At 60.9% G+C, this 24468-nt stretch carries 20 protein-coding genes and 4 pseudogenes; 8 read left to right on the top strand and 16 right to left on the bottom strand.

The genetic code is table 11. The features are described from left to right. Window positions 1-72: 72 nt before the first annotated feature. The 13 genes from cobA to RLDS_RS44855 form a co-directional block, all read right to left on the bottom strand. Window positions 73-861, bottom strand: coding sequence for a uroporphyrinogen-III C-methyltransferase (gene cobA / locus RLDS_RS44915; protein ID WP_021226994.1), 789 nt, complete (start codon window positions 859-861; stop codon window positions 73-75). After that, on the bottom strand, window positions 848-3457 hold the full coding sequence (locus RLDS_RS44910; RefSeq protein ID WP_021226993.1) for a molybdopterin-dependent oxidoreductase: 2610 nt from the start codon (window positions 3455-3457) through the stop codon (window positions 848-850). Before RLDS_RS44910 ends, cobA begins: the two co-directional genes overlap by 14 nt. Continuing rightward, a complete protein-coding gene (gene nirD, locus RLDS_RS44905) occupies window positions 3457-3792 on the bottom strand; it encodes a nitrite reductase small subunit NirD (protein WP_021226992.1) in 336 nt (111 codons plus the stop codon). Before nirD ends, RLDS_RS44910 begins: the two co-directional genes overlap by 1 nt. A 5-nt stretch (window positions 3793-3797) precedes the next feature. Beyond that, the gene (gene nirB / locus RLDS_RS44900; RefSeq protein ID WP_021226991.1) at window positions 3798-6320 is read right to left on the bottom strand and encodes a nitrite reductase large subunit NirB; all 2523 of its coding nucleotides are present in this window, start codon (window positions 6318-6320) and stop codon (window positions 3798-3800) included. A gap of 212 nt (window positions 6321-6532) precedes the next feature. Further along, entirely contained in the window at window positions 6533-7741 is a 1209-nt protein-coding gene (locus RLDS_RS44895) for a hypothetical protein (RefSeq protein ID WP_021226990.1), read from the bottom strand. 78 nt (window positions 7742-7819) lie between these two features. After that, complete coding sequence (locus RLDS_RS44890; protein ID WP_021226989.1) at window positions 7820-9064, bottom strand: nitrate/nitrite transporter; 1245 nt, start codon at window positions 9062-9064, stop codon at window positions 7820-7822. 216 nt (window positions 9065-9280) lie between these two features. After that, complete coding sequence (locus RLDS_RS44885) at window positions 9281-10495, bottom strand: CmpA/NrtA family ABC transporter substrate-binding protein (RefSeq protein WP_021226988.1); 1215 nt, start codon at window positions 10493-10495, stop codon at window positions 9281-9283. Further along, entirely contained in the window at window positions 10492-11073 is a 582-nt protein-coding gene (locus RLDS_RS44880; RefSeq protein WP_031298515.1) for an ANTAR domain-containing response regulator, read from the bottom strand. The genes RLDS_RS44885 and RLDS_RS44880 overlap by 4 nt, the downstream gene beginning before the upstream one ends. Before the next feature lie 222 nt (window positions 11074-11295). Next, window positions 11296-11484, bottom strand: a complete 189-nt coding sequence (locus tag RLDS_RS44875; RefSeq protein WP_021226986.1) for a hypothetical protein — start codon at window positions 11482-11484, stop codon at window positions 11296-11298. Then, entirely contained in the window at window positions 11481-12275 is a 795-nt protein-coding gene (locus RLDS_RS44870) for an SDR family NAD(P)-dependent oxidoreductase (protein ID WP_031298513.1), read from the bottom strand. Before RLDS_RS44870 ends, RLDS_RS44875 begins: the two co-directional genes overlap by 4 nt. Window positions 12276-12283: 8 nt before the next feature. Continuing rightward, window positions 12284-12886, bottom strand: a complete 603-nt coding sequence (locus tag RLDS_RS44865) for a DUF4142 domain-containing protein (protein WP_021226984.1) — start codon at window positions 12884-12886, stop codon at window positions 12284-12286. A 17-nt stretch (window positions 12887-12903) separates the two neighbouring features. Then, complete coding sequence (locus RLDS_RS44860) at window positions 12904-14097, bottom strand: zinc-dependent alcohol dehydrogenase (RefSeq protein ID WP_021226983.1); 1194 nt, start codon at window positions 14095-14097, stop codon at window positions 12904-12906. Next, window positions 14097-14690, bottom strand: a complete 594-nt coding sequence (locus RLDS_RS44855) for an SRPBCC family protein (RefSeq protein ID WP_021226982.1) — start codon at window positions 14688-14690, stop codon at window positions 14097-14099. The genes RLDS_RS44860 and RLDS_RS44855 overlap by 1 nt, the downstream gene beginning before the upstream one ends. 230 nt (window positions 14691-14920) lie before the next feature. On the opposite strand from RLDS_RS44855, the gene RLDS_RS44850 reads away from it, so the two are divergent. Both RLDS_RS44850 and RLDS_RS44845 read left to right on the top strand, forming a co-directional pair. Then, on the top strand, window positions 14921-15463 hold the full coding sequence (locus RLDS_RS44850; RefSeq protein ID WP_021226981.1) for a CinA family protein: 543 nt from the start codon (window positions 14921-14923) through the stop codon (window positions 15461-15463). Further along, window positions 15444-17519, top strand: a complete 2076-nt coding sequence (locus RLDS_RS44845; RefSeq protein WP_021226980.1) for an NAD(+) synthase — start codon at window positions 15444-15446, stop codon at window positions 17517-17519. Before RLDS_RS44850 ends, RLDS_RS44845 begins: the two co-directional genes overlap by 20 nt. 95 nt (window positions 17520-17614) lie before the next feature. Here RLDS_RS44845 and RLDS_RS0128475 read toward each other — a convergent pair whose 3' ends face one another. From RLDS_RS0128475 to RLDS_RS44830, 3 genes and pseudogenes are all read right to left on the bottom strand, one after another. Then, on the bottom strand, window positions 17615-18244 hold the full coding sequence (locus tag RLDS_RS0128475; RefSeq protein WP_031298510.1) for a Crp/Fnr family transcriptional regulator: 630 nt from the start codon (window positions 18242-18244) through the stop codon (window positions 17615-17617). Between the two features lie 293 nt (window positions 18245-18537). After that, window positions 18538-19714, bottom strand: a pseudogene (locus RLDS_RS44840) (IS3 family transposase). Window positions 19715-19774: 60 nt separating this feature from the next. Continuing rightward, window positions 19775-20929, bottom strand: a complete 1155-nt coding sequence (locus RLDS_RS44830) for a TonB-dependent receptor plug domain-containing protein (protein ID WP_084514877.1) — start codon at window positions 20927-20929, stop codon at window positions 19775-19777. A gap of 372 nt (window positions 20930-21301) precedes the next feature. On the opposite strand from RLDS_RS44830, the pseudogene RLDS_RS57410 reads away from it, so the two are divergent. The 6 genes and pseudogenes from RLDS_RS57410 to RLDS_RS0128455 form a co-directional block, all read left to right on the top strand. Next, a pseudogene (locus tag RLDS_RS57410) lies at window positions 21302-21568 on the top strand (Rieske 2Fe-2S domain-containing protein); the annotation flags it as partial. 17 nt (window positions 21569-21585) lie between these two features. Next, window positions 21586-21645: pseudogene (locus tag RLDS_RS57405) on the top strand (hypothetical protein); the annotation flags it as partial. A gap of 111 nt (window positions 21646-21756) precedes the next feature. Further along, the gene (locus RLDS_RS54610) at window positions 21757-22425 is read left to right on the top strand and encodes a hypothetical protein (RefSeq protein WP_052034148.1); all 669 of its coding nucleotides are present in this window, start codon (window positions 21757-21759) and stop codon (window positions 22423-22425) included. 76 nt (window positions 22426-22501) lie between these two features. Next, window positions 22502-22795 (top strand): annotated as a pseudogene (locus tag RLDS_RS57005) (Rieske 2Fe-2S domain-containing protein); the annotation flags it as partial. Window positions 22796-22852: 57 nt separating this feature from the next. Beyond that, window positions 22853-23587 carry a hypothetical protein gene (locus tag RLDS_RS44820; protein ID WP_236616874.1) on the top strand — a complete coding sequence of 245 codons (735 nt, stop codon included), beginning with the start codon at window positions 22853-22855 and terminating at the stop codon, window positions 23585-23587. Window positions 23588-23656: 69 nt separating this feature from the next. After that, complete coding sequence (locus tag RLDS_RS0128455; protein ID WP_152528074.1) at window positions 23657-24397, top strand: TetR/AcrR family transcriptional regulator; 741 nt, start codon at window positions 23657-23659, stop codon at window positions 24395-24397. Window positions 24398-24468 lie beyond the last annotated feature (71 nt).

Genomic DNA, 24468 nt, shown 5'->3' with positions numbered 1-24468 from the left:
ACGGTCGCCTGCGCTTCATCAAAGCTGATCGTCGCGGCACAAGGGATGCTCGGAACGATTCCATGATGTGAGTCAGTCCGTCAGTGCAGCGTTGGCCATCTTGCCGGTGGCGATGCTCAGATCGGCCTGCGCCACCGCTTCACCGATCAGGATCAATGTCGGGCGATCCTGGGCAAAGGACTGAATCACCAGGGGCAGCAGGTCCAGCCGGGTCCGCAACTTCTGCTCCTGTGGCAAGGACACATCACAGGTGATGAGCGCCGACGTCGTTCCGGGCAAGCCGGCCGCGATCAGCGCACGACTGAGTTCGGGTGCTGCATCCCTGCCCATGTAGACGGCAAGCGTGCAGGCCGGATCAGCGAGCGCATCCCAGTCCAGATCGAGAGCGTGTCCCCGTTGACTATGCGCGGTGACGAACTGAACGCGGCGCGCAACGCCCCGAAGCGACAAGGAAACACCCGCTGATGCGGCGACGGCGCTGGCGGCCGTCACGCCGGGGCAGATACGAACTTGTGCGCCGATCGCGCGCAGGGCCGTCATCTCCTCGGTCGCGCGGGCGAACATCGCCGGGTCTCCCCCTTTCAGCCGCACGATGCGCTTTCCTGCCAGAGACGCGGCGACCAGCATCTGGTCGATCGTCTGCTGATCTTTTGAATGCCGTCCGGACCGCTTGCCGACGCTCACCGCCTCGGCATGGACGGGGATCAGGTCCAGCACGCCCGGCCCGACCAGTGCATCGTAAAAGACGATTTCGGCGGCCAAAATCAGCTTTTCGGCCTTGCGAGTCAGCAGGTCCGGGTCGCCTGGGCCAGCGCCGACCAGCCAGACTTCGCCCGGCGCGATAAGGTCATTCGGCTGCATGCAGTGTCTCCTGCGTGGTTTGAGCGAGAATATTGGCGATGGCGGGACGGCATGATCCGCAATTGGTCCCCGCGCCGAGTGCTTTGCCGACGGCGGGCACATCGACCAGTTGCTGGTCGCGAATGGCGGCAACGATCTGGTTCAGGCCGATGTCGAAACAGACGCAAATGGTCGCGCCCCTGTCCGGCGGGCTGCCGGGGCCTCGCGCAGCGAGGACGGAACCGCCGACATTGTCGACCTCCAGCTGGCGGATCAGCCAGTCGCGTGACGGCAACAGACCAGAGCGGGTGACGAACAGCACGCCGTTCAGCCTGCCTCCGCTGATCGTGGCGATGCGACGAGTGCCGCGCGACATGTCTAACGCCTCAACCCGGTCTCCTTTGGGTAGGAAAGCGTCGAGCCGGGTCGGATCGCCGTTTCCCGCAAGTTCGTAAAGCGCGCCCCCCGGCACGCTGATCTTCGTCGCCCACAGGCAGGGCAGCCTCACCGCATCCTGCCCACGCAATATCAGGAATCCCTTCCATTCGGTCGCGACTCGCTCGACGCTGGCGGGGGTCGATTTGAAGCCCGGCTGGCCCGAATGCGGATCGACCAGCGGGCGCGGTAGCAGGCCGGTGCGGCCGCCGCTCGACATCTGATCGGTCCAGTGGATCGGCGTGAAGATTTCGCCCGGACGCTGCGCCCCGCTCACGCTCACGCGGAAGATGCTGTTGCCCTGTGCAGTGTGGACGCGGGCGAGGTCGCGATCGATGATGCCGAGTGCAGCGGCATCGGCGGGATGGATTTCGACCAGCGGCTCCTCCCGATGACGCGCCAGTTTCGGCGACAGGCCGGTGCGGCTCATCGTGTGCCACTGGTCGCGATAGCGGCCGGTGTTGAGCGTCATCGGCCATGTTTTCAGCGGCGCCTGAATGTCCATCTGCTTGGTCAGTACCAGCCGCGCCTTACCGTCCGGCGTGGGGAAGCGGCCATCGGCAAAAGGCCGGTCGCCCCAGCGGAAGGGCTGCATCGCGTCATAGGCGTCATTGCCGATGGTCGCCTGCACGCGCAGGTTCAGCACCCGCTGCCCGTCATTCTGATAGGCGGTCAGCCGCGCATGTTCGCGCCAGATGTCGGCGGGCCGATCATAGGCGAAGGCGTTGCGCCATCCCATGCGGCGGGCAACTTCCTTGACGATCCACCAGTCGGGCTTCACCTCGCCCGGCAGCGCCAGAAAGGGGCGCTGCCGGCTGACGGTGCGATCGCTGTTGGTGACGGTGCCGTCCTTTTCGCCCCAGCCGGCGGCGGGCAGGCGCACATGGGCGTAGGTCGAACTGTCGGTATCGGCCATGATGTCCGACACGACCAAAAAAGGGATCGACTCTAATGCCTCGCGCACGCGGCCCGCATCGGGCAGCGAGACGGCCGGGTTGGTCGCCATGATCCACAACGCCTTGATCCGCCCTTCATGGATCGCGCGGAACAGGTCTACAGCTTTCAGCCCCGGCTTGGTGGCCATGGTCGGCGCGGCCCAGAAGCGGCCAACCCGCGCCACATTCTCCGGCGCGAAGTCCATATGCGCCGCCAGCGTCGAAGCGAGGCCCCCGACCTCGCGTCCACCCATCGCGTTGGGCTGGCCGGTGATCGAGAAAGGCGCCGCGCCGGGCTTGCCGATGCGGCCCGTCGCCAGATGGACGTTGATGATCGCATTGACCTGATCGGTGCCGCGGATCGACTGGTTGATGCCCTGACTGAACAAGGTGACGGTGCGTGGGGTCGCCGCGAACAGTTCGAAAAACTGCTTCAACAGCGCCGGTTCAACGTCGCAGGTCGCGGCCGTGGTCCAAAGATCATGGCCGGTGCGGATATGCTCCCAGAAGCCTTCGGGCGCGTTCACATGATCGGCCAGCCAGTCGAGATCAGTGGTCCCTTCCGCATCACACCAAGCCAGCAGGCCGTTCATCAGGGCTACGTCGGTGCCGGGCTTTACGGCCAAATGCAGGTCGGCGCCCTCACAGGTTTCGGTGCGGCGCGGGTCGATCACGACCAGCTTCGTGCCGCGCACGGCGCGAGCAGCCTGGATACGCTGATAGACGATCGGGTGGCACCAGGCGGTGTTGGAGCCGACCAGCACGATCAGGTCGGCTTCCTCCAGGTCACCATAGGTGGCGGGGACGATATCCTCGCCGAAGGCCCGGTTATGCCCGGCGACCGCGCTCGACATGCACAGGCGCGAATTGGTATCGATGTTCGCCGATCCGATGAAGCCCTTCATAAACTTGTTGGCGACATAATAATCCTCGGTCATCAATTGGCCGGAGACATAGAATGCCACGCTGTCGGCGCCGTAACGGTCGATCGTTTCCTTGAAACGCTTCGCCACAAGGTCCAGCGCCTTGTCCCAGCTCGCCCGCTTGGCGCCGATCATCGGATGCAGCAGCCGGCCAGTCAGCCCCATCGTCTCGCCCAGATGCGTGCCCTTGGAACAGAGGCGCCCACCATTGGCCGGATGCGCCTCGTCCCCCTTGATGACCACCGATCGCGGCCCGGTCGGCGTGGCCGAAATGCCGCAGCCGACGCCGCAATAGGCGCAGGTGGTGCGGACCGTTTGCTCCATCAGGCCGCCGCCTGCATCGCGATCGGCCGCGCAATCAGGATACGCTCACCGTCCATCCGCACCGCGATGGTCGGCGTGCAGCCCTCGTCCGCGCCCTGCGCCTGGCCCGTTTCCAGGGCGATGTTCCAGTTGTGCAGCGGGCAGGCGACGCTGTGGCCATGGACGATGCCCTGGCTCAGTGGGCCTTTCTTGTGCGGACATTCATTGACCAGTGCGAAGACATGGTCGTCGCCGGTGCGGAACACCGCGATTTCCTTCTCGCCGGCAATTTGTACCGTGCGGGCGCCGCGCTGTGGAATGTCGGCCAGCGTTCCGATGTCGATCCAGGTGGTCATGGCTTTCACTCCGCAGCGATGGCTATAGGGGCGAGGGGCTGGTGCAGCTCAGCTTGTGCGCCGGCGGCACGCTCTGCCCATGGGTCTTCTTGGCTGAAGCTCTGCGAATAGAGGAAGCGGCTGCGGAGTGCCTCGCGGCCCGCATCGTCCTCGACGATCCGCTGCTTCACATAGTCGACGCCGACCCGCTCGATCCAAGGCGCGGTGCGCTCCAGATAGCGCGCTTCCTCGCGATAAAGTTGGGTGAAGGCCGCGCAATAATCCATCGCCTCCTGCTCGGTTGCCACCTTGCACAGCAGGTCGGTGGCGCGAACATGGATGCCACCATTGCCCCCGACATGCAGTTCATAGCCGGAGTCCACGCAAACCACCCCGAAATCCTTGATCGTCGCCTCCGCGCAGTTGCGGGGGCAACCCGACACCGCGATCTTGAACTTATGGGGCATCCACGACCCCCAGGTCATCCGCTCGACCTTGACGCCGAGGCCGGTGGAGTCCTGCGTGCCGAAGCGGCACCATTCGGACCCGACACAGGTCTTCACCGTCCGCAGCGACTTGCCATAGGCATGGCCCGACACCATGCCCGCGGCATTCAGGTCGGCCCAGACGGCGGGCAGATCTTCCTTTTTGATCCCGAAAATGTCGAGGCGCTGGCCACCCGTCACCTTCACCATCGGCGCGTTGAACTTCTCGACCACGTCGGCAATCGCCCGCAATTCACGCGAGTTGGTCAGGCCACCCCACATGCGCGGGACGACCGAATAGGTGCCGTCCTTCTGAATGTTGGCGTGCATCCGCTCATTAACGAAGCGGCTCTGCTGATCGTCCTGATACTCGCCCGGCAGCGCGCAAAGCAGATAATAGTTGAGCGCGGGGCGACAGGACGAACAGCCGTCCGGCGTCGACCAGTGCAGCAACTGCATCACCTCGGGGATGGAACGCATATTCTGCGCCACGATCTCGCGCCGGACATCGTCATGGGTGAAGCTGGTGCATTTGCACATCGTCTTGGGGCCGGACTTGACGTCGTCGCCCAGCACCACCGCCAGCAGATTTTCGACCAGACCGGTGCAACTGCCGCAACTCGCCGACGCCTTGCAGGTGGCGCGGACGGCATCGAGGCTGCAATTGCCCGCTGCAATGCAGGACACGACCTCGCCCTTGCTGACGCCGTTGCAGCCGCAGATCTCGGCATCGTCCGAGAGCGCCGCAACGGCCTCCTTAGGGTCCAGCGCGCCTCCTCCGGAGGCGAAAGCTTGGCCGAATATCAGCAGGTCGCGGATTTCGGCGATATTTTCTTCGCGCCTGAGCAGGTCGAAATACCAGCCGCCATCGACTGTATCGCCATAGAGCACCGCGCCGACGATCCGGTCGTCCTTGACGATGACGCGCTTGTAGACGCCGCGCGACGCATCGCGCAGGACGATGTCCTCGCAGCCTTCGCCGCCCGAGAAATCGCCGGCGGAAAAGACGTCCAGCCCCGCGACCTTCAACTTGGTCGAGGTGACCGACCCCTTATAGCCACTATGCTGATCGGTCAGCCCGTCGGCGAGGCTGCGGCACATGTCCCACAGCGGCGCGACCAGGCCATAGACATTGCCGTCATGCTCGACGCACTCGCCGACGGCCAGGACATCGGGGTCGCTGGTCATCATATGGTCATCGACCTTGATGCCGCGATTGACCTCCAGCCCGGCTTCACGGGCCAGCGCGGTCGCAGGGCGGATGCCTACCGCCATAACGACGAGGCTGGCGGGGATCTCGCGGCCATCTTTCAGGCGCACGCCCTCGACCTTACCGTCGCCATAGATGGCTTCGGTATTGGCGCCGGTCAGGATCGTCTGGCCGCGTGCCTCCAGCGCCGTCTTGAGCAGCCAACCGGCTGCCTCGTCGAGCTGCCGCTCCATCAGCGTGTCCATCAGGTGGATGACCGTCACCTTCATGCCGCGCAGCGTCAGGCCATGCGCCGCTTCCAAACCAAGCAGACCACCGCCGATCACCACCGCGCTGCCACCGCCTGCGGCCTTGCCGGCTTCCGCCGCCGCCAGCATCGTGTCGACATCCTTCATGTCGCGGAAGCTGATGACGCCGGGCAGATCCTTGCCTGGAACAGGAATGATGAACGGGTCGGAACCGGTCGCGATCAGCAGCTTGTCATAATGAACCGTTCGGCCGCTCTGCGCGGTCACGCATTTGGCATCGCGATCGATCGCCGTCACCGGATCGCCAGCGATCAGTTCGATGTCATTGTCGGCATACCAGGAGCGATCGTTGATGACGATCTGATCGAACGTCTTCTCCCCGGCCAGCACCGGCGAGAGCATGATCCGATTATAATTCACATAGGGCTCGGCGCCGAAGATGGTGACGCGATAGCGCCCCGCATCCCGCGCCAGCAATTCCTCGACCGCGCGGCACCCGGCCATGCCGTTGCCCACGACCACCAGATGTTTCCGTACATCGTCGGCGGGGACGAGGATATCCTCGTCGCTCTCTGCCGCCGGTGCCAATCCGTCCTGAAATTCCATCCCCGTGACTCTAGAAAAGAAAAAGCCGCCATCCTGACCCCCGGAGCTTTTTGCTTCCGAGAGTCAGGATGGCGGCTTTGCCATCATATCGCGCCTTGCCGGTTCTACCCTGAACCGCCGCGGCTATGTGAAGGAGGACGTCCTTGTCCCTTGCAGTGCAGCATATGCGGATTCGCCTGACGGCTCAAGCGAATCCTTAATATGCTTTTCAATCAAATGGCCCAGTCAGCCTGAATCCAAAGCTTGTCAGTGTCGATGGCCATCGCCTTCGCGTCATAATGGGCATAGCGGACAGACAGCAACGTCTTCTTCACTTTCGCGGACGCAAGCAGATCGATCTCATTGCCATAATGCTGGTCCAGCCGGTCGCTGTCGAACCGATGCCAGCTGGCCGACAGCGCGACGCCCGACAGCGGCCCCAATTGCTTCCAGCCATAGCCGCCGCCGACATAGAGATCGCGGATGCCATTGCCCGGTGTGGTCAGGAATTTATCGGCCCAGCCCTGAAATTTGAAATTGGTTCCCAATGGCGTCTGGAAGCTGGTGAAAGCCGCCCCATGGCTGGCGCCCAAAACTTCATAGCCGCCATTCAGCTTCCATCCCTGCACGTCCAGCGTGCCATCCGCCAGCCAATAGTCCGCGCTGTAGGCGTTGGGATTGCGGTGATAGTCCGACTGGCGCGCATAGCTGAGCTGATAGCTGATCTTCGCCACTTTCGACAGCGATCGCGCCCCCGCCAGTCGCACGCCATATGTCTGGCTGGACAGGCGAAATGCCTGCACCGCCGCTTCATCCTGATCGACCAGATAGGCAAAGCCGGTCAGCGTACCGACGGGCGTGGCATAAGACAGATTGGCAAGGATATTGTCGCCGCTCACCGCCTGCTGCCGCGCCCCCTGGCCCTGAAACCCCCAGATAGTTCGCACGGACCAGGCATAGGCCACATCCAGCTTCAGCCCCTTGGCCGGCGTGATTTCGGCGCGCACGGCGTCGAAAGTCTGACCATTATCGCGAAAGGCGACATTGCCGACGAAACGCTCGTCATCGAGCACGATCTTCTGCCGCCCGCTGGTCAGGGTCAGCGCCTTCGTCTTATATTGCAGCTGGGCGATATACAGGGCTATATTTTCAGGATCGGCCACGATCGGCCGGGTGGCCGCACCATTCACGCCGTCATAATAGTCATCAACCAGTGCCAGCGTCCCCTGCCCCACGATCGTCGCCGACAGCGGTCCGCTGCCGGCCGTCAGTCCGGCACGGGCGCGGACTGTCAGCGCATCGGCCTTTTCCTCCGGCAATCCTTCCTGATCGGCATGTTCGTAGCGCAACCGCGCCTCGGCGACGGGCTTCAGGCTGATGGTCTGGGCGCAAGCCGGCCCTGCGACAGCCAGTATGGCCGCCGATGTGAGAAGATGTTTCATGGAAAGCACGCCCCCCTCGGACGAGATAGATGCGACCAGAATGGGGCGGCGGTCATCGCCGCCGCCCTCCTCTCCGGATCAGATGCGGGCGCCCGTCTTCCAGGTTGCGCGCCACTTGGCCTTGACCAGCACCACCCCCAGCAGGGCGATGATCGCCAGCCCGGCAAATATCAGGAAGCCGGGTGCGAAGCTGCCGGTCAGTTGCTTGGCAAGGCCCAGCGAACTAGCAAGGTAGAAGCCGCCAATGCCGCCCGCCATGCCAACCAGGCCGGTCATGATGCCGATTTCGGCCTGAAAACGCTGCGGCACCAGCTGGAATACCGAACCATTGCCGGTGCCCAGTGCCAGCATCGCGACCACGAAGCAGGCGAGAGCCGCTGCCAGCGTCGTCGCTTGGCTGACGCCCGCCAGAGCGATGGCGGCCACGACATAGACGATCATCAGTGCCTTCGACCCGCCAATCCTGTCGGCAAGAGCGCCACCCATCGGCCGCACCAGCGATCCGGCAAAGACGCAACCGGCCGTGCAATATCCCGCCACGATCGGCGTCAGGCCGAACTGGTCGGTGAAATAGATGGGCAGGCTGGCGGCCAGACCCACGAACCCGCCGAAGGTGACGGCGTAGAAGGCCATCAACCACCAGGCGTCGGCCCGCTTCAAAGGCTCGAAATACTCGACGATCTTCTTGGGAGCAGGGGCGTTGGGCGCGTCCTTGGCCATGATCATGTACAGGATGAAGACGATCGCCAGCGGGATGCAGGCCAGACCCAGCACCGCGTTCCAGCCGAAAATCTTGGCCAGCACCGGGGCAAAGAGCGACGCGAGCACGGTGCCCGAATTGCCCATGCCGGCCAGGCCCATCGCCTTGCCCTGATGCTCAGGCGGATACCAGCGGCTGGCGAGCGGCAGCGCGATCGCGAAACTCGCGCCGGCAAAGCCCAGGATCACGCCCAGCGCCAGCGTGCCGCCGAAACTGTCAATCCCCGCCACCCAGGCGGTGAACAGACCGGCGATGACGATGATCTGGCTGATCGCGCCCGACAATTTGGGGCCGATCCGATCGACCAGCAGGCCGTTGACGACGCGCAGCAGCGCCCCCGCCAGCGTCGGCGTCGCGACCATCAGGCCTTTTTCGGCCGGGGTCAGCGCCAGCGTCTTGGAAATCATCGGCGCCAGCGGGCCGAGCAGCACCCACACCATGAAGGCAAGGTCGAAATAGAGAAATGCAGCGACAAGGGTCGGCGCGTGGCCGGCCTTCCAGAAGCTGGTCGTCGGCGCGGGCGCGGCATTCAGTGCTTCGCGATCCCAATAAGCAGTTGCCATGATACGTCCCCCAATAAACGGAAATGGACACGAAAAAAGCCGCAGCCCGGACAGCATCCCTTGGGATGATCCGGTCAGCGGCTTTGCTGCGATATTTAGTGAGGATGGCGGCCCCATCATTGGGACGGCGCATCCAGATAAGCGCGCTTCGTCGCGCGACCGTTATGTTATCTCGCGAATCACATCATGTTGCAAGGCACAAAATATCCCGCCGATTCAAAGCGGCGACACAAAATTGGCCAGATATTCATCCATCCGTTCCGGATCGAACACCCGCCCGTCAAAGAAGCGATCCGGTCCCAGCGTCAATCCACCCTTGCGTGATCCCACCGCCAGCGGCAGGCCCAATGCCCCCTCCACCTTCATACTGGCGCCCGGCATCGGTACATCCGCGTCCGCCAGCGCCCGGCGGAAGATGTCGGGACGGAACACGGCACCCGCCTTCGCCAAAGCCTCCGGCCCATGTTCAACCATGTTCCAACGAACGAATTGGGAATAGATCCAGAGCGCCTGACTGCGCCATGGAAAGGGCGTGGCTTCCCGCGAGAACAGCAGAAAATCGGGAATGGCAACAGGCGTTTCCCCTTGCCGCACGACGATCTGCCCGCCTAGCGCACGGACGATAAGGTCCGCCGGCTGATCAACATAGCGCGGATCGGACAGCAATTGCGCCAGTGCTCCATGATTGGCCGGATCATCGCACCAGCCAGCCGATCGGATGAGCGCGCGCAACAATCGATCCACGATGTCGGGATTTTCCTCCAGCCAGGGCGTGCGGAAAGCGAGTACCTTCTCCACGCCACGCTGCCAGATGCGCTCGCCGATTGCGACCGTCTCGGCCAGCCCCGCCTCTACCGCCGCGCTGCCCCATGGCTCGCCGGCAATGAAGCCATCTATCTCGCCCGCGCGCATCGCCTCCACCGTCAGCGACGGCGGCAGCACGCGCAGCACCACGTCCCGGTCAGGATCGATGCCCGCATTGGCGAGCCAGTAACGCAGCATCAGCGAATGACTGGAAAAACGATGCACCACGCCAATAATCGGCTTGCGCCGCCACAGGCCGATCGCGGCGGCGAAATCATGCGCGGTACCCAGCGGATCGGACAGACGTCGGCTAGTATCGGGGTCGAGCGCAGCGGCGAAATCGCTCGCCATCACCAGCATATTGCCATTGACGCCCAGCTTATATGGCGCGGCCAGCGCAGCGGGTTGCTGGCTCAATCCCAACGTCACCGCCACGGCCAGCGGCGCCAGCATCTGCGCCGCATGTACCTGTCCGTAGACCAGCCGGTCGCGCAGCGTCGCCCAGCTTGTCGATCGGATCAGGTCCAGCGACAGCCCCTCCTCCTCGGCAAAGCCCTGTTCGCGCGCCACCGCCAGCACGGCGGCATCGGTCAATGGCAGGAAGGCGATGCGCAGGCTCGTCGTCATAATCCTCCTCCCAGCAGGTCGCTGGCGGTAATCAGCGCCTGCGCCACATCCACGATCTTCTTGCCCTGGTTCATCGCGCTCGACCGCAGCAGCGCATAAGCGTCCTGCTCGCTGAGCGAGCGCTGGTTCATCAGAATGGATTTTGCGCGATCGATGATCTTGCGTTCCGACAGCGCCGTGCGCGCCTCGTCCAGCTCCGTCTGCATCTTCGCAAAGGCGTTGAACCGGCGCACCGCCAGTTCCAGCACCGGCTTCACCCGTTCCTTGCGCAGCCCGTCGACCACATAGGCGGACACGCCCGCATCGATCGCCGCCCCGATCATTGCATCATCGGACTGATCCACGAACATGGCGATCGGCCGCGCCAGTGCGCGGCTGACCATCAGCATCTCTTCCAGCGTATCGCGGCTGGGACTGCCCAAATCCATCAGCACAACGTCGGGCGCCATCCGCTCCAAACGCGCCACGAAGGCGCCGCGTGGTGGAACGATGTGAATGTCGTCATAGCCAGCATCGCGCAACCCTTCTTCCAGGACCGTCGCGCGCAGCCCGCTGTCGTCGATAATGACAATTCGCATCGGCGCCCCTTTGGGTGCGATCATAACAGCCGGTCAATTCAGAGTGAAGCTGTAGCGACTGGTTCTTGGGAACCTATTTCGTCGAAGCAATGACTGATATCGACGCGCAGCCGCCAGGTAACCCTTGGGTCTTTGCGACGGCAAGGACCCACGGCAGCTTCAGATTTCAGTGCCCTGTGCGAGGGTCAAAGCATTCTCCATGTCCACGCTGGCGTGGCTACATCAAGCGCCGCGATCAGGATAATCTTTGGGCTTGACCTTGCTGACCATCGGGCGATTTTCTACCTTTTCAGGCGGCTGACTGCCCGATGTGCGGGGGTCAGCCTTTTCACGACCGGGCAGTGAATCGTTGAGGGGACCTTCCGGCGTTTTCGTCATGTCCCCATCGGTGACTTTTCTCTCTGTCATCATGTCTTCTCCTGCTCCTCGTCCGCGCTGCCCGGCTCTGCCATGTTTCGATGCTGGTTTGCGAGGATCGATGCGGGCGTCACATGCGCGGCCGCTGCCTGCACTTTGTTCTTCCATCCGGAAACTATATGCGCCTTGCCCGCCATCAACGCATCCCAACCATCCTGCGCGACCTTGGCCGGATCCGCTTTTTCGCGGGTGCCCACGTCGGTATCGAGCATACCGGCGCGGGCGAAGAATTGGGTATCGGTCGCGCCTGGCATCAGCGTCGTGATCGTCACGCCCTCTGCATCCTTGAGTTCATCACGGATCGCATCGGCGAAATTGTTGATGAAGGACTTTGTGCTGTTATACACGGCGTTGAAACTGCCGGGGATGAAGCCGGCGATGGATCCAGTAATCAGGACTTTGCCGGCGTTTCGCTCAACCATTGGGCGCAGCGTCCTCTGCAGCAGATAGACGGTGCCGGTGATATTGGTGTCGATCGAGCGTCGCCACAGGGCAACATCCTGTTCCAGAAAAGCGTGTCCCGTTCCGGTTCCGGCATTGGCGCAGAGTAGATCCACCGAACGACCGTCCGCCGCCTCGATCAATTGGTCGACGCCTTCCAAAGTGGCGAGGTCGGCCTGAACCGAACGGACGTCGACACCATGCTGCCGAAGCGCATCGGCAGCCGCCTCAATCTGCGGTTCGTCTGCAACGATGAGAAGGTCATATCCCTCCCGCGCGGCGATTTGCGCCAGTTCCAGACCGATGCCGGTCGATGCGCCGGTGATAATTGCAAAGGGTTTCATGATTGGCGTCACGCTGTGGGCAGGCTGGCGAGATGGTCGATATGCTCCTGCACCACTTTGGCAACGGCGCCGGCAGTCTGCTTGAGTGCAGGCGTGTCGCCGTTACGGGCATAGCCCTGATGCAGCGCCAATGCGGCGTCATGAGCCATCCGCTGGTTTCGCATATAGACGCTGTCGAAGCTACCGGCGTCCGCCGCCTTGATCTCCTCGAGCATCTGCTGCTGGTTGGCCATCAGCGCGGGGGGCTGCACAGTGACGCCCGCCTTTTCCGCTGCGGCCTTGATGTTGGCGGTCGACTTTTGGTGCTGGTCGATCATCATCTGCGCGAAATCGCGCACGGCCTTATTCTGGCTCTTTTCCAGCGCGATCTTCGATGATTCGATTTCGAAGAGGTCGGCGGCGCCCGCCTGGGCGACATAGCCGGCTGCGTCGGCAGGCGCCGCGACACTGGCGTTCGGCATCATCGCGCTAGCGTCGTTGCCAGCCGTCATCATGGCGTCGCCTCCCGACATCGTCGCATTGCTGGCGGCAGCGCTTTCGTCGGCGGACTGTTGCTGACACGCAACCAGCGCAAGGGCTGGCAGCGTCAGGATCAGGGGTGTCATCTTCATTCTGCTTTTCCTCTCGTTCAGGCGGCCTGAGGCAGGTCCATGCCCGGCTTCAAGACGATCTTGATCACTTCATTCTGCTTGTCATGAAACATGCGATAGCCCTCGGCGGCCTGTTCCAGCGGCATGCGGTGCGAGATGAGGAAGGTGGTGTCGATCTTGCCCTCCATGATCGCATTGAGGAGCCCTGGCAGATAATGCTGCACGTGGGTCTGACCCGTTTTCAGCGTCAGCCCCTTTTCCATGAATGCGCCAAGCGGAAACTTGTCGACAAAGCCGCCATAGACGGCGGGCATGGAAACCCGCCCGCCCTTCCGGCAAGCCAGGATCGCCTGGCGGATCGAATGGGTGCGATCCGTACCCATAAAAGTCGAAACCTTGATCTGGTCCCACACATTGTCGGCGAAGAAACCATGCGCTTCCAGGCCGACCGCGTCTATGCAGGCGTCGGGCCCGATGCCGCCGGTCATTTCCAACAGTGCCTCATAGGTCTTTGTCTCCTCAAAATTGATCGTTTCCGCCCCGAAGCGCTTCGCCAGTTCAAGCCGGTGGGGGAAGTGGTCGATTGCAATCACTCGCTCCGCGCCCATTAGGAAGGCGGACTGAACGGCGAACAGCCCGACCGGGCCGCAACCCCAGATCGCAACCGTGTCGCCCGGCTCAATCTGCGCATATTCAGCAGCCTGCCATCCTGTCGGCAGGATATCCGACAGGAACAGAACCTTGTCGTCCTCCACTCCATCCGGAATGACGATGGGCCCGACATCGGAGAAAGGCACTCGGACATATTCTGCCTGCCCACCGGCATAGCCGCCGGTCATGTGGCTGTATCCGAACAGGCCGGCCATCGGCTGGCCATAGGCCGCATGGGCTATATCCTGATTGTCGGCGGGCAAACCATTGTCGCAGGCCGAATATTGGTGCTTGGAACAGTGGAAACAGGACCCGCAAGAGATCGTGAAGGGCACGACGACGCGCTGCCCTTTGCGCAAGGTGGAGCCAGAGCCTGTTTCCACCACTTCGCCCATGAACTCGTGACCCAATATATCTCCCACCTTCATTGAGGGAATATATCCGTCATAAAGATGCAGGTCGGACCCGCAGATTGCCGTCGAGGTGATGCGAATGATCGCATCGCGCGGGTTTACGATTTCGGGATCGGGCACGCTGTCGACCCGGACGTCATGCTTGCCATGCCATGTCAGTGCGCGCATCAGTTCATCTCCTCGGCCCGTTGCGCTTGGGTCCAGGCGCCGGTCGCAACCTCCCCCGTTTCCATCAATTGCTTGAAGCGGCGAAGATCGCGGCGAACCTGGATCGCCGGCTCACGCTGAAACAGCTTCGCAATCACTTTACCCACGATGCCCGCAGGCGGATCGTAGAGAAGCGTCGCCGTAACCCAGGTGCCGCGGCCGCCCGGCGCATCGCGAAATTCGACGCGACCGCTGTTGGCGACGTCCGCATCCTCTTCCGAGGTCCAGGCGATAACTTCACCCGGCCTGTCCTCAGTGACGGCGGCAACCCATTCTACAGTGCGACCTGCCGGCGCTTTCACCGTCCAGCGGTAGCGATTGCCGCCCATCGGTTCGACCCGCTCCACATTTTCCATGAATTCAGGCAGTTGCGCCAGCGCGCGCCAATAGTCGTAAAGCTCTTGGCGCGGGCGGTTGATCGTGACGGTCTTGCCGACCAGGCTGTCACCCTTGGGCGCACGAATTTCTTCAGCGGCGGCCGCGGCCCGATCTGAATCTTTCGATGTGGTGACGGGTGCATCCTGCTGCTGAATATCTGTGAGGTCCGTGCCCATGCTTCCGGCTCCTTGCTCAAAGCTATAGCGGTCAAGCGGCCGAAGGCGCCGGCCTGTTCCTTGCCGGCGCGCTAAAAGCTCAGAAAGCGGACCATCCTTAACATGCGTCAGTAGGCCAGGACGTCGGGCCGCGAACAGGATCGCCCAGGCGTTCGTTTCAGGCGAAGCAGCGCGTCATGATCTGAACCGAAAATGGCGCGCGGTGGATGATTTGGAGGTAAGTATCGAGCATGGGTGATCATCCCAATTCCCGTGACGGTGAGGCCAAAACGCTGTCACCGCTTTTGCCTGAAGACGTCGAAAGAAATGCGGCCGCGCTGCTCGACGCCTGTTGCAAGGCGGGACTGACGCTGGCGACGGCCGAGAGCTGCACCGGCGGGCTGATCGCTTCCCTGTTAACCGATGTGGAGGGTGCCAGCTATGCTTTCGACCGGGCCTTTGTCACCTATAGTGAGGAGGCCAAGTGCGCGATGCTGGGCGTCCGCCAGGAACAATTGGCGGAACATGGTGCTGTGAGCGAACAAATCGCCGAAGCGATGGTGCGCGGCGCGCTCCACTATTCGGGCGCCGATGTGGCGCTCGCCGTCACGGGCTATGCCGGAGCGGCGCCGGACGGTCAGGAGGACGGCCTTGTCTACTTCGCTTGCATGCGGCGAGGCGGATCGCTCCGCCGCCATGTGTCGCGTTTCGGCGCTATTGGTCGTGGCCCTGTGAGGATAGAGTCGGTGCGCGTCGCGCTGCAAATGATGAGGGATGCCGTTGACCAGCTTTGAGAGATTTTTGCGCTTGCGCAGCCATGATATGGTTCGTCTTGCCGCGGCGACGCCCAACGGATCGGTAGGCGACGTCGCTGCCAATGCCGATCAAATCCTGATGTTGGCGCGCAGGGCCGCAGATCGAGCGGCGGACCTGGTCCTTTTTCCTGAACTCTGCCTTTCATCCTATGCGATTGATGACCTGCATCTGCAGGATGTGCTGCTGCAGCGTGTCGAAGAGGAAATCGGCCGCATAGTTGGGGATAGCGAAGCGCTGCCTGCCATGGTGATCGGCGCCCCTGTCCGTCGCGGCGGGCAGATTTACAATTGCGCGCTGATGATCGCCGGGGGCCGACTGCTTGGCGTGGTGCCGAAAAGCTTCCTCCCCAATTATCGCGAATATTATGAAAAGCGGTGGTTTGCGCCGGGTGCCGGCATTATCGGGCAGGAAATAGACGTGGCTGGCGCGTGCGTCCCGTTCGGGACGGATCTGCTATTCGTCGCGCAGGAGATGCGCGATTTCATCGTCCATGTCGAAATCTGCGAGGATTATTGGGCACCGCTTCCGCCCTCCACCATGGGGGCGCTCGCCGGGGCGCTGGTCTTGTGCAATCTGTCAGCGTCCAACATCACGATCGGCAAGGCGCGCGACAGGAAATTGCTCTCGGCATCGCAGTCGGCGCGGTGCATCGCCGCCTACGCCTATTCGGCGGCCGGAGCAGGAGAGAGCACGACCGACCTCGCCTGGGACGGGCAAGCAATGGTGCACGAGATGGGCGAACTGGTCGCGCAGTCCACGCGCTTCGACGATACGCCCGAATTGCTCTTTGCCGACATCGACCTGCAGCGTTTGCGCCTGGAGCGGATGCGCAACGGAACGTTCAACGACAGCAGAATGGCGGCAGGCCAGCCGGATCGATGCTTCCGCCGCATTGGCTTTCCCCTCAAAACCTATGAAGACGACCGCGAATTGCATCGCGCCATTCGCCGCTTCCCTTTCGTCCCAGCCGATCCGCTACAGCTCGATGCCGATTGTTACGAGGCCTTCAATATCCAGGTAGAGGGTCTGGTTACGCGTTATCGTGCCACGGCGGGCCGACATCTGGTCATCGGCATTTCGGGAGGATTGGATTCGACCCATGCGCTCATCGTCGCAGCCAAGGCTTGCGACCGGATGAGCCTGCCTCGATCGACAATACTGGGCTATACCATGCCCGGTTTTGCAACGAGTGAGCGAACCAAAGACAATGCCTGGTCGCTCATGCGCGCGCTTGGCATAACGGCCGAAGAAATCGATATTCGGCCGGCGGCGCGACAGATGCTGACAGATATGCAGCATCCCTTTGCGCATGGCGAACCCGTTTACGATGTGACCTTTGAAAATGTGCAGGCGGGGCTACGGACCGACTATCTGTTCCGACTGGCAAACCACCATGGCGGTTTTGTCGTGGGTACAGGCGACCTGAGCGAAATGGCTTTGGGCTGGTGCACTTATGGGGTTGGCGACCAAATGAGTCATTATGCCGTCAATAGCGGCGTGCCCAAGACGCTGATCCAGTTTCTCATACGCTGGTGCATCGCGACCAACCAGTTCGACGCAGCCGCAGCCAGGATATTGGGCGATATATTAAACACCGAAATTTCGCCGGAGCTGGTCCCGGCCGATGCGCAGGGTGGAATGCAAAGGACGGAAGACCGGGTAGGGCCCTATGCACTCAACGATTTTTTCCTGCACCACATTGTTCGTCAGGGACTGCCCCCGTCCAAGGTCGCATTCCTGGCGTGGCACGCCTGGCGTGACAAAACCAAGGGAGAGTGGCCAGCAGCCTATCCTGAGACAGCAAAGGTCAGTTATGATTTGCCGACAATCCGGCACTGGCTCGACAACTTTCTGCATCGGTTCTTCACAATCAGCCAGTTCAAACGCTCCGCCATGCCCAATGGCCCCAAGATATCATCCGCAGGTGCGCTTTCGCCACGTGGCGATTGGCGGGCGCCATCGGATGGTAATGCTCGCGTTTGGCTGGACGAACTCGCCCAGGCGCTCGGTCCAGCATCTGATCGCGCAGTCTAACCTGGGGAGCGTTTTTATATCGCTCAGCAAGCGCGAGGCATCTTCGAAAGTTGGCGGTCACGGTCTTATAGGCTTGGTCCGCGATTTATTGACGATTACAAATGGTCTTGCGGCCCTAGCGCCGCTAGATCGCGCAACCTGCCCAAATCCGGAATCCGAAGCCATTTGGAGTGAAATTCCAAAACACCACTAGCGCGCATCGTTTGCAGCGTCCGATTGACGTGAACGGCGGTCAGACCTGTGGTGTCGGCAATATCTGCCTGCGTGAGCGGGAGCGCGCATTGTTGGCCATAGGCAAATCCTGCCCGACGCATACGCTCAAACAACTCCAACAAAAGATGCGCAAGCCTCTCCACGGCCGTTTTACACCCCAAATTTACAATCCAATTTGATTGTCGTTCAAGGCTTTCAGCCAAACGCGAAGCGATGCCTTTTGGTCGTTCCAAGCCGTGCACGTCACTCAACGAGCGCCGCACTGCGCGAATATTTGTCAAGGCGACAACTGGGTCGTGGCAATGAGGCGACAGCGACCAGAGGGGGTCACAAAGGTCTCCAGGCAAATACAAAGCCGTAATTTGACGTCGGCCGTCCGACAACATGCGGTGGCGACAAGCCCAGCCCTCCAGAATATCATATAGATTCTCTAGACGCTCATTGTCTCGCGCCAGAGACTGATGCGGATGAAAGCAGACGAGATCGTCATTGGCTGCGATTTGGCTCAACATGGGCTTCCCCTGAACAAGCCCCCAGAAGGTCAATCTACCTAAAAGTGCATGGGGTCGATTTACCAACGTTATAACGTGCCAAATTTTCGTTTGCCCGTGCGTTAGCGTCCCTGAACCGAAGGCCCGGATCATCGCTATGGTGGATCTCTTCCGCACTCAGCGGCAAATCCAGGCCATGTGCGAATCGAGACGCCGCCTGATCGTCTCGATCGCCCCTATCATCACGATGATAAGATCCTTAGGATCGCGCCCATGCTGCTGATCTGCCCCCACCGAGTGGACCGATTGGTTTGTTAGTGCATTAAGCTCATCGCCGCCATATCCGGACGGAGGTGGAGCGAAGCGGAACCGGAGGCCGATATGGCGGTGTCGCCGTTTCTGGTGCCGGTGGCCGATAGCCAAGACTGCTGTGCGGGCGGACGGTGTTGTAATGCCGCCGCCAGGCTTCGATCAGCACCCTGGCCTCGGCGAGGCTGTAGAAGATTTCACCATTGAGCAGTTCGTCGCGCAGCGACCCATTGAAGCTTTCATTATAGCCATTCTCCCATGGCGATCCCGGCGCGATGTAGAGCGTCTTCACGCCGATCTGCCGCAGCCATTGCTGGACGGCATTGGCGATAAATTCGGCGCCATTATCTGACCGTATATGTGCAGGCGGGCCGCGCGAGATGAACAGGTCCGCCAAGGCCGCCAGCACATCCTCATGTTTGAGCTGTCGCGCAACGATAAGCGCCAGACATTCCCTGCTGGCCTCGTCGATGATCGTCAGGATGCGGAACTTGCGGCCGTCATGCGTGCGCCCCTCGACGAAGTCATAGGCCCACACATGCCCAGGATACTCAGGCCGCAGGCGGATGCATGATCCGTCGTTGAGCCATAGACGCCCGCGTTTGGGCTGGCGCTGCGGCACCTTGAGCCCTTCGCGCCGCCATATCCGCTCGACCCGTTTATGGTTCACCGTCCACCCCGCATGGCACAGCAACGCCGTGACCCGGCGGTAGCCGTAACGACCATATTGCTTTGCCAAGGCGATGATGTCCTCCGTCAGCGCCTGTTCGTCATCCGCCCCACGCGGCACTTTACGCTGTGTCGATCGATGCTGCCCTAGAACCCGGCATATCCGTCGCTCGGATAGCCGGACTGGCAGATCCCGTCGTATATGATCGATGCAGCGCCGTCGCCGCGCGGGGCTCAGAAGTTTCCCCGTGCAGCTTCCTGCAATATCAGCTTGTCCAGCGTCAGGTCCGAGATCGCCCGGCGCAGCCGTTGGTTTTCCTTCTCCAGATCCTTCATCCGCCGTGCCTGGTCGGTCTTCAGCCCGCCATATTCCTTGCGCCAGCGATAATAGGTCTGCTCACTGACCCCGATCCGACGGCAGGCTTCGGCGGTCGAAGCCCCCTGCGCCAGCACGATCTCAATTTCACGCAGCTTGCCGATGATCTCTTCCGGCTTGTGCTTCTTGCTCGGCATTCAATGTCCCTTTCGCGGTCCAGACTATCATAGTCTCTGGGCCACTCAGCGGGGGGCAGATCAATTGCCCGCGACAGACGCCAGGCTCGTCAAATCGGTATCTTCGCCGGTCGTGAGTTTCCATTCCTGATAACCGGTCACGGACACCAGGTTGGCAAAGCCGAGATCAAGAGTCGCCCGCCCGATATAGAGCGATTGCCGACTATCGCTCCTGGGCCGGACGTTGACACTTGTGTCATAATTGCCCGCCCCTGGAGTCACGCCAACCAGGCCGGGCGCCAGCAAGTTGCCACTGAAGAACGGGGGAACAGCGAAAATTCGTACGTCCGGAGATTCGATGTAGCGGAAGGTCTTTGTAGGCTCCGTCGTATTTCTGGACGTGCTCGCAATCAGTGCGATGTTCAGTCCCGGCGTCGGATCGAGGTCGAAACGTACGCGCGCACCCGAACTTTCTTCGCCGCCGAGCTTGCTCCCGCCCGCCAGATTGCGAATATAGCCCTTGCGATCGGTCACGAAGAAATTAGCCCGAACCCCCAGCCAATCGTTCACGGGTCCTGCGACCGACCCATCAAGCCGGAATTCATGATCTGACGTGATTTGCGTTCCCAAAACCGCTTCCAGCTTCGATCCAGCAGACTGCGAAGCGATGTTGATGACACCTGCGGACGCCCCTTTACCAAATAGGGTTCCTTGGGGACCACGAAGCACCTCTAGGCGGGCGACATCTGACAGGCCGGAAAATGCCTGCGCCTGCTGGAGCAGTGCAACATCGTCCAAAATCACAGCCACTGCCGGTTCGACACCGACGCTGAACGCACTCGTGCCAATGCCTCGAATATTGATGCTATTGGATGTTGGGATGTCCGTCTGGGTGACAGTCAAGCTCGGCACGGCCCGGGTGACGGCAGCAACATCGTTGATGCCACGGGCCTGGAGAGTATCCGCCGTAAGGGCAGTGACGGCAACCGGGACATCCTGAAGACGCTGCGCGCGCTTTTGCGCGGTCACCACGATAACAGCGAGCTGACCAGTATCCTCAGCGACGGCCTGCGCCTGCGCGTTGGCGCCGACCCCCTGATCGGCCTCCTGCGGCTCACCGGGAATTTGTGCATCTGGAGAGGAATCGGCAGGGATGATCTGGCCGGCCTGCGCGAATGCCGGCGAAGCCAAGCCAATGAAAGCCGCTGACGCAAGCAACAATGAAACCCTTTGCATTCATCCTCCCTCGAACCGGCAGTGTCATCGCCGTCTCAGGGCACATACAAGCAGGCAATCTTTATAAAAATTGTTATTTTTTATAATCATTCATTGATAGAATTGATGATCGTGGCAGCAAATCTGCACCTCCTCGTTGGAGCGGGGCACCCAAATCGGCTTGGTCAAGCGGCGAGACAGATCGGGATGGGATGTCACTGACGATTACCAGTGACTACCGCTTCGTGACCAACGGCATTGCCGACCTCCGCCTGCGATATGCGCGTGAATGGATATGCTCCTACACGCGCAACAGCGGAGAATGATGCCGGTTTTCGCACATAGAACCACCGGCGCAGCACCCGTCGCAGGAGCGAGTTTTCGTATTGACCAATGGTCATAATGACGTCTAATATCCTCCCAAACAGGGCATACTGCCTGCACATGCGGGCAAGAGGCTGCGGAGAGGAATGGATGACGTACGTACAAAACGCTTGGTATGTCGGCTCTTGGTCCCACAAAATCGCGCCAGGCGAAATCGTTGCGGTGCGTATCCTCGACCAGCCGATCGCACTTTACCGCACCGGCGCTGGCGAAGTGGTCGCGCTTGAGGACCGCTGCTCGCACCGGCTCGCCCCCTTTCAAAAGGGCGCTGCGAGGGGGATGGTTTGCGGTGCATGTATCACGGCCTCCTCTTCGGTCCGTCTGGTGAATGCCGTGAGATACCTGGCCAGGAAATAATACCGCCAAGCGCCAAAGTTCGTAGTTACCCCACTGTCGAGCGATATGGCTGGATATGGATCTGGACCGGCGACGAAGGACTTGCAGACGAAAAACTGATACCGCCAATGATAGGCCCGGATGACGGTATCTATTATCTTGGCAAAGGAGAAATCGAATACAAGGCGCCAGCTGAACTGATCTGGGACAATCTGTTGGACTTCTCCCACCTCGGCTATGTGCATGCGACCAGCTTTGGCGCGACCGACGCATGGGGCAAGACGCGGCCAATTATCACGTCACTGGAGACAGGCATACGGGCGGACAGATGGGTGCTCGATCAACCGCCTCTCTTCAGCGAGGGACGGGTTGACCAATGGTTTACTTATGACTTCCTTGTCCCCGGAATCCTCATTCTCAAGACCTTTAATTTTCCGCTCGGCACGGCCGAAAAATATGGCCTGACCGAGCCACCGGTCGACGAGGCATGGTTGCAAAATAGCTATTCGGTTCATGCGATCACCCCCGTCACTGATCGCACGGCGCGCTATTTCTTCACCTTTGGCCCTCATGTCGAAGGCAGCGCGCCCGAGCTCGGCGACAAATTCCTCGAAGTTGCGCATTTCGCCTTTGCAGAGGATCAGGCGATTATCGAAGCGCAAGCGCGCACCATGTCCGAGTTCCCCGGCGTCCGCCCGATGCCCACCAGTGCCGATCGCGGCATCACCTTGTTCCACGGCATCGTCAACAAGGCGCTGAAGGCTGAACAAAGCGCAGTTCACGAACCGTCGCTTTAAAAGATTGTCGGTCCCCAAGGAACGCGCATCGCCTGGGCATGGACCGAGAAAGATGTGACGAGAAGGCAGGTGTGGAATGTATCCCTTCAAGACGGGCTCTTTCGCTGTTCATAACGGATGGTATGTCGCGGCATTTACCGACGAGATCGGCGAGCAGTTGTTGGCGCGCACGATCCTCAACAAACCCGTGGTCATGTATCGCAAGGATGATGGGACGGCGGTAGCGATCGGTGGACGCTGCCCACACCGGCATTTCCCGCTGGGTCAAGGCGAGCGCGTCGGCGACGAGGTGGTCTGTGGCTACCACGGCATTGCCTTTGGCCCGGACGGTCGATGCACTCGCATCCCGACGCAACGCGGCGTACCTGCGGTCTATCGCGTCCCATCCTATCCGCTGGTCGAGCATGGCATCTGGGCATTTATCTGGATGGGTGACGCGGACAAGGCCGATCCCGCGCTTCTGCCCGACCTTGATGACATTGGCTTCAACGTCAACGGCAACCTGGCACAGCCCTTCTTTGTCGAGCATGTCGACGGTCGCTATCAGCTTCTCAACGATAATCTGCTCGACCTTAGCCATCTCGCGGTCCTTCACCGCTCGAGCATCGGCACGCCTGAGAATGCGTCGACACCTGAGACGATCGAGCGGTCGGAACGCCAGATCAGCTGCCATCGTGTGATGTCCAATGTCGACGTGCCGCCGGTCTATCCGGCCCTTGGCCGCATGATGAAAAAGATCGACCGTATTTCGGGAATGACATTCCATTTGCCAGGTTTCCATGCAGGCATCGAACAGACCCGTTATCCAGCCGACGATCCCCGGTTTGCCGGCCAAGTCATCGAGGACGTCCGCATATTCCATGCGGTAACGCCGGAGACAGCAAACAGCTGTAATTATTTTTTCGCTGCGAATTCCATAGATCAAAGCCACCTTGAAACTATGAAGAATTTTCTTGAACCGGTGATCGCCGAAGACAAGATGGCGACTGAGGAGATCGAAAAAATGCTCAGGCTCGTGGGTGAAAATCCCGACGAGCTTTTGCTGAAATCCGATCATAATGCAGTCACTGCGCGACGAATGCTTCAGCGATTAATGGACGAGGAGCGAGGCGGCGATCCCGAAGCTGCGCTGCCGGCAAAGCCCAGTCCCGCCGACAGCTGATGGCTATTTTAAACCACGTTCGCTTGGGTTAAGCATGCGCCGACGATGAGATTGACGGGATGATGACACTTGGCAAAACAATCGACGGCAACATCGGCGCGTCGCGGCCATAAAGTAAATCTCGAGCGTCGCGCTGAAATCGCTGCGGAAAAACGCAGGAGAACTCGTGCAAGCATATTGGTAGCCGCGTTCAATCTCATCGGAAGAGAAGACGGAAAATATTATCGGGTCGAAGATTTCTGTAATGCTGCCTCGGTAGCACGTGGAACATTCTATAATTATTTTAACAGCATCGCGGACCTGTATTCCATCCTTGCTGACGAATTGAGCGCGGACTTCAATGACGCGGTCCACGAGGTGATCGATCAACCGCTTTCGGCGGCCACGCGGACGGCACTCGCAATCCGCTATCATATCAAGGCAGCGATGGATAATCCCAGCTGGGGCTGGGCCATCGTCCATACGAGCCTCGGTAGCGAGGTCCTGGGGCCTGTCGTGTCGATGCAGGCGAAGCAAACCATCGTTGAGGGGATAGCCGCAGGCGAATTCTCGATACGCGACGCGGAGCTTGGCAAGGCACTTCTGCTTGGGGCCGCACTTGGAAACACGCTCGACGTCCTCCATGGGCGTGCGACACCCGATTGTCCGGAAAGGCTGGCGCAAAGCATTTTGCTGGCGCTCGGCGTTTCCAGTGAAGATGCCGCCGCCATCGTCGGTCAGCCGCTACCGGAACTGAGGCCGCGCAATGATAGTGCGAGTGCCAGCCCAGTTAATTTTTGGGCAGTGCTGCCAGCCAGCAAGAGCGACTAATTCGCGTCGCCCTCCCCTCACAGCATTGTGTGCGTTGACGTAGACCGTCAGGACAGCTAGCAGTCAAAACG

It is taken from the genome of Sphingobium lactosutens DS20, assembly GCF_000445105.1.
Lineage (GTDB): Bacteria > Pseudomonadota > Alphaproteobacteria > Sphingomonadales > Sphingomonadaceae > Sphingobium > Sphingobium lactosutens.
Note: the sequence above shows the minus strand (reverse complement) of the source record. Positions and strands in the feature narration are given on the sequence as shown.